This is a genomic window from Robertmurraya siralis (assembly GCF_005502275.1).
Taxonomy (GTDB): Bacteria; Bacillota; Bacilli; order Bacillales; family Cytobacillaceae; genus Robertmurraya; species Robertmurraya siralis.
This window is the reverse complement of sequence record NZ_SWLZ01000044.1, coordinates 1-11,688: the sequence shown is the minus strand read 5'-3', so window position 1 is coordinate 11,688 and position 11,688 is coordinate 1. Positions and strand designations below refer to the sequence as shown.

General features: G+C 37.3%; 10 protein-coding genes. 1 reads left to right on the top strand and 9 read right to left on the bottom strand.

Annotation, left to right across the window (positions count from 1 at the left end):
• Nucleotides 1–193 precede the first annotated feature (193 nt).
• The 7 genes from FCJ93_RS24440 to FCJ93_RS24410 all read right to left on the bottom strand — a co-directional run bounded on the left by FCJ93_RS24440 (nucleotide 194) and on the right by FCJ93_RS24410 (nucleotide 7,345).
• Complete coding sequence (locus FCJ93_RS24440) at nucleotides 194–1,378, bottom strand: serine hydrolase domain-containing protein (RefSeq protein ID WP_137744916.1); 1,185 nt, start codon at nucleotides 1,376–1,378, stop codon at nucleotides 194–196.
• A gap of 443 nt (nucleotides 1,379–1,821) precedes the next feature.
• The gene (locus tag FCJ93_RS24435) at nucleotides 1,822–2,691 is read right to left on the bottom strand and encodes a NapH/MauN family ferredoxin-type protein (RefSeq protein WP_095306201.1); all 870 of its coding nucleotides are present in this window, start codon (nucleotides 2,689–2,691) and stop codon (nucleotides 1,822–1,824) included.
• A gap of 10 nt (nucleotides 2,692–2,701) precedes the next feature.
• Entirely contained in the window at nucleotides 2,702–3,259 is a 558-nt protein-coding gene (locus tag FCJ93_RS24430) for a 4Fe-4S dicluster domain-containing protein (protein ID WP_235879587.1), read from the bottom strand.
• Nucleotides 3,260–3,267: 8 nt separating this feature from the next.
• A complete protein-coding gene (locus tag FCJ93_RS24425; RefSeq protein ID WP_095306203.1) occupies nucleotides 3,268–3,531 on the bottom strand; it encodes a chaperone NapD in 264 nt (87 codons plus the stop codon).
• A 67-nt stretch (nucleotides 3,532–3,598) separates the two neighbouring features.
• Entirely contained in the window at nucleotides 3,599–4,006 is a 408-nt protein-coding gene (locus FCJ93_RS24420; RefSeq protein ID WP_095306204.1) for a nitrate reductase cytochrome c-type subunit, read from the bottom strand.
• Between the two features lie 14 nt (nucleotides 4,007–4,020).
• The gene (gene napA / locus FCJ93_RS24415) at nucleotides 4,021–6,561 is read right to left on the bottom strand and encodes a nitrate reductase catalytic subunit NapA (protein WP_137744915.1); all 2,541 of its coding nucleotides are present in this window, start codon (nucleotides 6,559–6,561) and stop codon (nucleotides 4,021–4,023) included.
• Between the two features lie 187 nt (nucleotides 6,562–6,748).
• Nucleotides 6,749–7,345 (bottom strand): 4Fe-4S dicluster domain-containing protein, encoded by a 597-nt coding sequence (locus FCJ93_RS24410; RefSeq protein ID WP_095306206.1) that lies wholly within the window; start codon nucleotides 7,343–7,345, stop codon nucleotides 6,749–6,751.
• A 311-nt stretch (nucleotides 7,346–7,656) separates the two neighbouring features.
• On the opposite strand from FCJ93_RS24410, the gene FCJ93_RS24405 reads away from it, so the two are divergent.
• Nucleotides 7,657–8,259: an SCO family protein gene (locus tag FCJ93_RS24405; RefSeq protein ID WP_137744914.1), complete on the top strand. Its 603-nt coding sequence runs from the start codon at nucleotides 7,657–7,659 to the stop codon at nucleotides 8,257–8,259.
• Between the two features lie 52 nt (nucleotides 8,260–8,311).
• Here FCJ93_RS24405 and FCJ93_RS25730 read toward each other — a convergent pair whose 3' ends face one another.
• Entirely contained in the window at nucleotides 8,312–8,434 is a 123-nt protein-coding gene (locus FCJ93_RS25730) for a hypothetical protein (RefSeq protein ID WP_263641566.1), read from the bottom strand.
• Nucleotides 8,435–8,543: 109 nt separating this feature from the next.
• Entirely contained in the window at nucleotides 8,544–10,919 is a 2,376-nt protein-coding gene (locus FCJ93_RS24400) for a penicillin acylase family protein (protein ID WP_137744913.1), read from the bottom strand.
• Nucleotides 10,920–11,688 lie beyond the last annotated feature (769 nt).

Genomic DNA, 11,688 nt, shown 5'->3' with positions numbered 1-11,688 from the left:
GTAGAAATCATTCATTTAAATGAAGATAGTTATCGTATGAAGCATCGTTCTACCATATTTGGGGAACAAAGTGTTTCAAAATAACGAGCAAAAATTGTTTCATTCTACTTGACGGTCACATGGAACAACCTCCACTTGTTTTTGCTCTATAATTTGAAATGAAATATAACTAAAAGAGGATTCCTCCGAGTTCTTAATCGTGGTCATTATAAAAAACTTCTTTCACCAGTCTTTTAACCATTAAATATATATTGATCGTTTCTATTTTAGGCCCCATTTCTTGATTCATGAATATGATCAAGCCATTCTTTTTTTCTGGATTGTAAAGGGCTATAGAAAATATCCCTGGATCCGAACCAGTATGTCCGACAATGTTTCCACTATTCAATTTTTTCATAAAAATATCATCTAAAACTGAATAACTCCATCCTAAAGCTTGCTTTCCATCGTTCGATTGGGGACTTAACATCTCTTTAATGGTTTCTGATTTTAGTATGGCATTATCTTTATTTAGAATTGACATACTCATAAGAAATTTACTAAAATCAACCACATTTGTCTTTAAAGAGCCATCAGGATATGTAGGAAAAGAGTACTTTGGTAATTCTTTACTCCCATCATATGGTGCTGCAAAATTATCTGTTTTTACATCTTTATGAAGCCAATATGTTTGTGACATCCCTAACGGATTAAAAATGTATTGTTGAGAATATTGATCGAATGGCAATTGACTAATTTGTTCAACCATATAACCTAATAGTCCGTATCCGACATTACTATACACAAAAGTGGTTCCCGGTTTATATTCTGTATAATTATTTTCCACCGAATACCATTTCCCACCTTCATATAAGTATTCTTTAGAAAATTCACCGATTGAAATTTCAGAGTCTCCTCCACCATTATCAATCGTATAAAGACTGTTTAAAATATCCCAATTATCTTTAATTCCTGATGTATGATCCAATAACATTCGAACAGTTATCGGCTCATTTGAGAAATGGGGGTGTTCAACCGAAAACGGAAGATACATGTTAATGTCATCATCCAAATTGATTTTTTCCTTTTCAATTAGTTGCATGATAGCGGTAGCTGTGACAACCTTTGATAATGACGCAATTTGAAATACTGTGTCTTGACTTACTTTTCTTCCTTCATTGATATTCGCATAGCCATAATTTATAAACCTCTCAACTTCGTTATTTTTTATGATAGCAATGGAAACACCTGGTACATTTGTTTTATCCAGCTTATTATGTACAAAACGATTTATGTTTCCCGGGTTTGAAAAATCTACTTTAATTATGATTGCTATGCTTGTAATTATTAAAACCAGGGCGATTAATGCTCCCAATATTTTAGTAATCTTAATAACCATTCAAACACTCCTTATTATAAAAACAACTATATTTACTATACCATTTTTTTCTATTTGGTAATGTTAAAAAATATTAAAGTTAAGCTCTACATTTCTTTTCGAACTTCATTCTATAAATCATATCGTGACTCGATAATTGTAATTTCCTTTACCTTATCTAAAATTGACTGAAGGGTCAGTTTAGAGCAAAACAGTGGAAAAAATCAGATGACGGTATACTGGGTGATACGAGATATTTAAGGCAGTGGGTTCTAGCGATAATATTTACTAAAACGACCACACGATGGGGATGTTACGAGAATTTTTCCAGGGAATCAAATAAGGTGGCAGACCCACACTTGGCATCTTTTGAGGATTAATATTTTTAGTAAAGCTTTGTAATTGAAAAAAACCGTTATTTTGAGCAATTCATCTCAAAATAGCGGTTTTCATTCAGTGTTCTTTTAACGGTTAAAAGGATATTTTTTCTCAAAATTAATTTTATGGAAATGGTTAATGACACCTGGTTTTTCCCTTACCGTAATTTTCAATGCTCCAAACGGACAATTGTCAACACATGCACCACAAAGACTGCAATCTCCAGCTCTCACATATTCATTTTCCCTATTAATCGCAGGCTCTAAAATGTCAGGGTCAGCAAAGCAAACAGATCGACATTTTGTACAGCCAACACAAAGATCATGGTTAAACTTTACTTGAAAGGTCCCCACTTTCCCAATCGATTGATAGAATCCACCAAGAGGACAGAAATAACGGCACCAGCCTCGCTTTGAGATAAACAACTCAAAGAGAACAATTGCAACGATTAGCCATAAACCAATTCCGAAGGTAAATAAAAGATTGCGCATCGTGAACCCAATAGGTGAAATCAGTTCAAATACTGGGACTCCGATAAAAAAGGACAGCAAAAGGACTGCAAGTGCGTAGTATTTTTTATGCTGCCTCTCAAAATGCTGATCAGGAAGCTTGAAAAAATTTCTTATCTTATCCGTTAATTCTAATAACGTATTCAATGGGCAAATCCAACTGCAAAAAACTCTCCCACGTACGAACAAATAGAATAGAAAAATTAGGAGAGCGCCGCCGAGATAAACAAAGCTGATTTCCCTTGAAGCAAATAAAATTTGCAAGGCAGCAAATGGATCAGTCAACGTGATCCCAAAAAAACTTGATGAAGCAAGAGAGCCAAAAAAGAAATTATCACTCTCTACTTTGACGAAAAACAGTGGGGTAAGGAATATAAACAGAATCCCCCACTGAACAAATCTTCTAGCAAGAGTCCATTTTCGAATGACTTTTGGTCTTTTAACCATTTTATCATCCCTATCTTAATGATTGATTATACGATGAAAGAGGTAAAATTTGAACTCCCTTTTGCTCGGAAATACAGTTAGCCACACATTGTCCACACCCATTACAAACATCTTCATTAATGACCGGTTTCCCATTTTTTAATTGGATAGCTCCCTCTGTCTTACAAGCATAAACGCAATAGTCACACATGACATCCTTGTAGGTTAAGCAGATATGCTTTTGAATCGCTGCATAACCAATCTTTTTCGGAGCTTCTTCATTCAGGGCACCCGTTGGACATATATCAACACAGCGATTACATAAAGTACAGGGATTCTTGTTTGGATCAATAAAAGGCGTATTGACAAGTTTCGCACCATAGGAAATTGAAAATAAACTTATTATTCCTTCTGGACAACTCTCTTTACAATCACCACATCTACTACAGGCCGTTAAAAATTCAAGCTCATCAAGTGTACCAGGTGGGCGAAAGAAATCTCTCTCCAAGTCCAATTCATAGGTTAAGAGATTTCCTAAAAAACCGGCAGCAGCCTCCATATTCAATGAAAAAAAACGCCTTCTGTTCAATCTGTCACTCATATATAATCAGCTTCTAGTTGACAATTAGGATCTTCTTCAAAGTTGCTATATACAAGGCAAACTGTTATGATTCCATCAATCTCCTTAAAACTTTCTCCCAGTTGATAGCTTTGTTCCGCTGTATCTGTTTCCATCGTAATAATGATTTTATAATCCTGTTCAATATGATGCACTTCTACACCGTTCTTTTTCTCAAGCTCCTTCGCCACAAATAATGCCCGACCGGGAACTGTTTCAATAAAGAGGCCGGAAATAACCATATTCAAGTCTCCTTTCTGACAGATTTCATTCATACGCTGTTTGTATGGTAATCAGTTATGCACTTAGCTAGTCTTCACTATTAAAAGCCGACTTCGTATCGTTCTGTTGTCCATGACATTGAATACAGTTATCTCTAAAAATCGGGTTATTTATATTGTTATCATAGTAATGGTCTTCTGGTATTTCTCTAGCACCAGTTGTTTCTGGAGTAGCATGGCAAGTTAAACAACTTTCATGGCGTTGTTCCGGAATCCAGCGGTCAATATGATCTGCTGGTTGCATCGGAGGGGCACCAATAAGAACCATTGTTGCTGAATCTTCTCTTTCCTCCGAATTAAGCTGAGGAACCACGATCTCAACCGCTTCCCCGCCAAGTTCTTCACTTGCCTGTTCAGTTGAACCGATTTTAGATATCCCAATTGCTAATCCTACAATTAGAATAAATCCTAACACATAAACATATTCTTTACTCAAAGTGCACACCTCCACTATGCTTTCATAATTTTAACAGCACATTTTTTATAGTCTGGTTGTTTCGAAATTGGACAGTAAGCATCAAGAGTTACTAAATTAATTAGTGTTTCTTCAGCAAAGAAAGGAACGTATACTAGACCTTTAGGAGGGTTTCCTCTTCCTTTCGTAGTTGCCTTGACCTCAACCTCTCCACGTCGTGAAATAACTTTGACCATATCTCCTGTTTTAATTCCCATTGCTTCAGCGTCCTCTGGATGGATCTCACACAATGCTTCAGGCACCGCTCGATGCAATTCAGGCACACGTCTTGTCATAGAACCGCTATGCCAATGTTCTAAAACGCGTCCTGTGCATAACCAAAATGGGTATTCCTGATCAGGAATTTCAGGTGCATCCTCAAACGGACGGAAGAAGACTGACGGGCGATGATCTTCCGATTTATAAAAATCTATATCTTGATATTTGCCAACCTCTCCAAGCTCTTCCACTCCGTATTGGTCGAAGCCCTCTTCCTGCTTTCCGTGCACATAGCGCCAGTTCGTTTCAACCCATTCTCCATTTACGTTTCTTACTGGCCAGCAAATGCCATGTTGCTTGAAATATTCTTCATAAGGAGCCATTTGCTTCGCTTTTGTTTTTAATTTTTTCCCTAATTCTTGAATTTCTGGATTATCACTTTCATGGGGGTTCGTAAAGGCACGATATTCATCCCATAAAATTTTATTTACTTCGTGTTGGTCAGAAATGAGATCATTATTTGCGCTATCCCATATACTTCCGAACAGGACATCGAACGCAGGTTGATCGCCAATTTTTTTCCCAGCAAGAACTCTTTTGGCAATTTGCACAATGACCCAAAGATCCCATTTCGCTTCTCCAGGTGGTTCCGTACATTTTTCAAATACAGAAGTTCTTCGCTCAGCGTTGCCAAATTGTCCTTCCCGTTCGACCCACATTGCTGCTGGAAAAACAACATCTGCCAATTCCGTTGAGCGGGTAGGATACACTTCGGAAACAACAATAAATCCGTCTTTCACACCTTTACCATCTTCGTCGTTTCCTCTGAAACGATTGAGTTTTGGTAATGTTTGTCCCCAATTGTTCGACATGCTCCATAAAAATTTCACATTGCCTTTACCAAGTTCGCGGAACATTTTAATCGTATGATAGCCCGGCTGTTCAAGCGGATCCAAATATCCTTTTGGTAAATTCCAAATCAATTCAGAATAACGGCGATGTTCAGGATTTGCTACAACTAAATCTGCAGGGAGACGATGAGAAAACACGCCAACTTCCCTTGCTGTACCACACGCACTTGGCTGCCCAGTTAAAGAAAATGGTCCATTTCCAGTCTTGCTGATTTTTCCAGTTAATAAATGAAGATTATAAACAAGATTATTAATCCATGTCCCTCTCGTATGCTGATTCATTCCCATCGTCCATAAAGACATAATTTTCTTATTCGGATCAGCAAATTCTTTCGCCAATGCTTCAATATCTGCCGCCGGCACGCCAGAGATCTCTTCCGCCTTTTCTAACGTATATTCACTAACCTTCTCTTTAAACTCATCAAAGCTGATTTCCCAAGCTTTATCAGCAGCCATGCCAACTTCTGTACTGTCATAATCATCGTTGACAGAATGCCCTAAATTTTCTGTCCCAGCTTTAAATTTCACATGCTCGTTGACAAATTGTTGATCAAATTTTTGGTTGACGATTAAGTAATTGGCAATGGCATTTGCAATTGCTAAATCGGATTGTGGGCGAAATTCCATCACAACGTCTGCCGTTTCTGATGTTCTCGAACGTCTTGTCGTAATATCATAATGCTTTACATCTGGATTGCTTAATTTATGCGCTGTCAAGCGGGAGTACAAGACCGGGTGCATTTCAGCCATATTCGCGCCCCATGTGACAAAAACATCTGCTTCATCAAGATCCCGATACGACCCCATCGGTTCATCGGATTGGAAAGTCGTCATAAATCCAGTAACAGCACTTGCCATGCATAATCTCGCATTAGGGTCGATATTATTGCTTAATAAACCAGCTTTCCAAAGCTTTACAGAAGCATATCCTTCCATAATCGTTTGCTGTCCAGAACCCCAAAATGCAATTGACTTTGGATCCTTATCATAATTTTCTTTTAATTTACTTGCCACAAGATCTAAAGCCTCTTCCCACGTTGCTTCCCGGAACCCTTCCATCGTCCCTTTCTTTGATTTATCTTCACGAATGAGCGGCTTTGTTAAACGATCCTTGCCAAATAAAATCTTACCTACATAAAATCCCTTAATACAATTCAAGCCCCTGCTTGAACGATTATCTGGATCTCCCTTTGTAGCAACCACTTTACCATCTTTTACACCGACGAGAACCCCACATCCTGTACCACAAAAACGGCAAACGGTCGACTTCCATTCATCTGGCTCAACACTTTCTTGGGCAGTTACCGTTGTGCTATTTGACTTTTTATCCTCCTTCTTACATCCTGCTACAGCCAATGTCATCGAAATGGCTGTCGCTTTTAACAAACTTCTTCTTGTCAATTCCATTCATTCTTTCCTCCCTTTTTTATAGGTAGTTAATTTCTATTTTCAACCTACGTTTTTTTGAAATTAACTAGAGAGATTCTATTTTTTGGCTTTGCTAAACAAAATATCAACGCCGACATATAACAAAGCCTATTTTTAAGTGAACTGCTCCCTTAATTAGATAAGGACATTTTCACCAAAAACCTTATTAAAATAATCCGCTATCTTCACGGGGCTTTACTTTAATTGCTATTGGATTATCGATGACACAACGCTGCTCGCAAATTCCACAGCCAACACATTTTTCTTTATCAATCACGGGTGCAAAAATGGCATGGAGATTATCATCTGGCTTAATATGTATATCTAGCTTAATGGCCTCATCTATTAATGGACACTCTCGATAACAAACTTCACAACGCATTCCCTGGTAAGCAATGCAGCTCTCGGTATCAATAACTGCAACACCGATATCAACATCGTAAACCGTTGAAATTCCTCTTAAAGCATCAGTTGGACACGCGTTCACACATGGAAAATCTTCACAAAGCATACATGGACTTTCTCTGGCAATAAAATACGGAGTTCCCATCCCGAGACCGTGCTTTTCTGTACCCATTTTAATCGAGTCATACGGACAAGCCTGATTGCATTTTCCACACCGAATGCATAATGCCATAAATTCATCCTCATCAGCAGCACCTGGTGGTCTGAGTACCTTTTTGCTACCTCCTTTCATTAAATTCAGTAGCTCATAGGCAATCAATCCGCCTATGCCCCATTTTAATAAGCCGATGCCTTTCATTTACTCACATCCTAAATGATCGGAATTTCCCTACCCACATCTTAATCGCCTAAAATCGCATAATTCCGTGATATATTCCACAAAATGCAAATGTTCACAGTTTCATAACATTTCCGTAACGAAATTGATCCATATTTTGGCTGAAATTATTTACTGAAAATGGAATTAATATTCTTACTGTAAAAACATCTCTGCATGATCCACATTGTCATATAAAACAAGATTGTAAGAACAGTAAAAAATAGAAGTTCACAATATATCCATAGTATTTTCCTTATTATTTTCTTATCTTTAATATGGGAGGTTACAAAATGAAGAAAATATATATTTTATGCGGTGTAATCGTAGCTCTTGCCATCACGGCTGGGATATCTTTTTTCCTGATTCGTGACAGTATGGCGAAAATACCTGAGAATATTGATTTAATCACGGCGAACAATGAGGTATACAAATTTTCAGAGTCCGAAAAAAAGCTAAAATTAGTAGAATTTATGTATACAAACTGCCCTGATATTTGTCCTACTACAACCCTTAAAATGAATATGTTAAAAAAAGATTTGCAGGATGCTGGTGTATTTGGTGAAAAGGTCCAATTCATGACAATCACGATTGATCCGTACAAAGACACTCCTGAAGTTCTGCAGCAGTATATGTATAATTTTGATGTAGAAGATGATGGCAATTGGATTTTCCTAACAGGAGATCAAAATAATATTAAAAAAGACCTCAAGGAAATTGAAGAATTAGCAAGTACATTTCAATTTCAATATCGGGACCCTGGAGATGGTTTTTTTATTCATTCTACCTTTGTCTACCTTTTAGACGAGAATAATCGTTACATCAAGAAGTATCCAATGGGAGAAGAATTTAAAAGAGAAGATATATTTAAAAAAATCATGCAAAAAGTAAAATAAAGCATTAAAAAGGAAGCGGTCATAAACACCGCTTCCTTTTTATCTCATTCATTCAGTTGCTTGGAGCCGTTTGCTGTTGAAGCATAAGTAGCGTCTTTCTTGGCTTTGTAATGCTAGCTTTTATTCCGGACTTTTTTAAACGATCGACAAGATCTACTAGCTTCTTTTTATCCATGATAAAATCTCCTTTTACGTTCTTAATTATTTCTATTGTAACGAATAAATATGAATAAACTATGAAAAAATTGAAATTAATTCGTTTTTTTGGAGCTTTTAAAATGGATTCAATGAGCCTTTGGTTTTAACTTTAAAGTTTCCCCTTCATTATTGTGCAATTTTGTTTCGTGATAGTCTCCAGTAACCCAGTTCTTTAATTGATTCTGATACCATTTATGAAATACATGTCCTGATTGTCCAGGTCCAACGAGATGGTAACCAGTCGTCTGCTTATTCATATCGATTACAAATCTCCAAGACCCCCCGTGATTAACAGTACCATCCTCCCTGAACGCTGCTGCCTGAACAGTAACAGCGCTTCCACCAACTGAAATTCTTCCTTTTTGATTAAACAAAAGATTTAATGGCTTAACAGTTGACAATGGATGGGGAAAATAGATTTGATGGTAATCGCCCCACTGCCATTTTTCCATATTCTTTCCTTGCTGTTCCTCTAAATTCGCTATAACTCGAAGTAAAGACTTTTCCAATACGTTAACGATTCCCTTATGCTCTTCCATCCATGGACCAGGCTTACCCTCAATAGCTCTTCGCAGGAGTTGATCCACTGCCTGACGTTTCCCCCTAAATAAATCAAGTGTTTCTTGAGGAATTTCCTTTTCAAATAGAACTTTTGCGATTTCGTCCATCCATAAATTAAATAGGAGTGGTGCTGCTTGCTCTGGAGAATCGATATAATCCCATTCTTTTAATATTGATAGAGCTTGGGATACCTTGTTATTACTCGATGTTTTTAACAAATCGATAAATGGAGGGACAAACTCCCTCGCTTGAATGTTCAGTTGATCCATTTGTAAATGCATCATATCCTCAGCCTCGATCTGTTCAGTTGATGAGAGCACTTCTTGAATTCTCATTTGCCTATATCCTTGCGCCCAATCATGATTAATATGATACGGATAATCATCCCCAACTACTTTATTATTAGCCGTTGAAATGTACCCATCTTCAGGATTGACAGTGCGTGGTAGCTCATCATATGGAATATAACCTACCCACCCGTATTCATCAGTCCATCCGGGGACAGGCAACAGACCATCCCCTTTTTTACGAATCGGAATTTTTCCATTTGCTTTATAGGCTATCGTTCCATCTGTAGAAGCGAAGACGAAATTTTGTGCAGGTGTATGAAATCCTTCGAGCGCTTTTTCAAATTCTTCCCAGCTTCCAGCTTTATTCATATTAAGTACTGCCTCAAGCTCTGAAGACGGTTCAAGTGCGGTCCATTGTAATGATAAGACCGTTTCTTTCCCACTATCCGCTGCAAATTCCGACACAACCGGTCCATGCCTCGTGACCACCACATCGTATTCTACAGGGTCCTCATCCTTTACTAAAATTTCGTTTTTGATTACCGTTGCTTTTTCCCATTGATGATTATAGAGGAATTCATACGGGTTGTCTGGATTTCTTTTTTCAATGTATAGATCTTGAACATCAGGCCCTGTATTGGTAACTCCCCATGCAATTTGTTCATTATGACCAAGAATAATTCCCGGAATCCCAGCAAAAATAACACCGCTCACATTGACTGTTGGTGCGTCGAGATGCATTTGATACCAAATCGATGGTGTTGATAGTGATAAATGAGGATCGTCTGCAAGTATTGGTTTGCCAGATGCCGTTTTTGTGCCACTAACGACCCAATTATTACTGCCATTATATTCATGAGGAATGACTGCTTGAGCAAAACTATTTTCTATATTTAATTCATCCTTACCGATAATGTAAGGTGCCTCTTCAGGATAAGTCGGAAATAAATCCAATGCCTTTTCTTCTGAGAAATTTTGCAATAGATAATAACGAAACGCTTGACTTTCCCAATGGCCACCTAAGTCAAATGCCATATATTTACCAATCAATAAAGAGTCGATCGGACTCCAATCTTCCGGCTCATATCCAAGGAGTTTGAATTCGATCGGCCATTTTCCATTCTCACGCAGTTCATCTATATAAAGATTAACCCCTTCAGCAAACTTGGCGAGAACCTGCTTTGCCGTTTCTGAATATTGTTCATATGAGGCTTCTGCCGCTCGTCTTAAGCCTAATGTCAGAAAGTATTTATCGTTATTTAAAGCTGCCTCACCAACCACTTCACTTAGTTGCCCAGATGCTTGACGACGACTTAGATCCATTTGAAATAGGCGGTCCTGCGCTTGGGTATAACCTTGTGCTAAATACAAATCCTCCTCATTGTTCGCATGAATATGCGGTACCCCATGCTCATCGCGAATGACTTCTACTTTTTCTTGTAATCCAGATAGTTGAATCTCCCCTGCGATGGTAGGATGTGCTCTAATAATGTAAGCGTATAGTCCAACCGCTATTATGAATAAGCTTCCAATCAAGATCCCTGCTGACCTGATTAATATTTTTCTTCGCCGTTTTTCCCTTTTAACCTCATTTTGTAAAGTGATCTCCATCCTCTTCCCCCTTTTTTAACCTGCGCTTATCTATAAGCACCATTTTGAAAGCGCTTTTAAATAATATTCTTGATAAAAAGGGAATATCCTCTAGTAATTATTCCAATAGAAACAAAAGAGCTTATGCTTTCTACAAAAGCTTTTAATATCACACTTCTATTTCTCAAACTTAAAATTTTTATTTACGCTTCCTTCGCCGCTGATGTACTCCCATAACAAACCGTCTCAACCTAGAATGTTACACTAACTGGCAAACACATACACCTTAATGGCACGAAACACAAAGAACCGTAGCTTCTGATTCATTTACAGAAGGGAGAATCAAGCTCCAAAGAAAAATTGTTTTTAAATTGCATTTCTTTATTAGGGGCAAAAGAAATCCAAATGGAATTGTCATTAAAATATTTAATAAGTAATTGGTAAGTGATCTCATAAAATTAATAAATGGAACAATATTAATCACGTCTTCCAAGCTTTGTTTACTCATTATATCGGGAAGAAATGTGATTGGAAATTGAGTATATTTTATCAACATACAGATATAGATATAAAACAGAGAAGTAAACAATAAATGTATGGTAGACTTTTTATATTTATATCTCAATATAAGGATCAAACTGATTCCAATCAGGGTACATAAGATAATTATGTAAACGCTAGAATAAAGTTGACAGTTATTGCTTGATAAGATTTTACACTTTTGCTCAATCAACCTACTACTTTAGTAAAATAGGAATTGACGTTATTTTACTGGAGGTAGGGGTTTTGG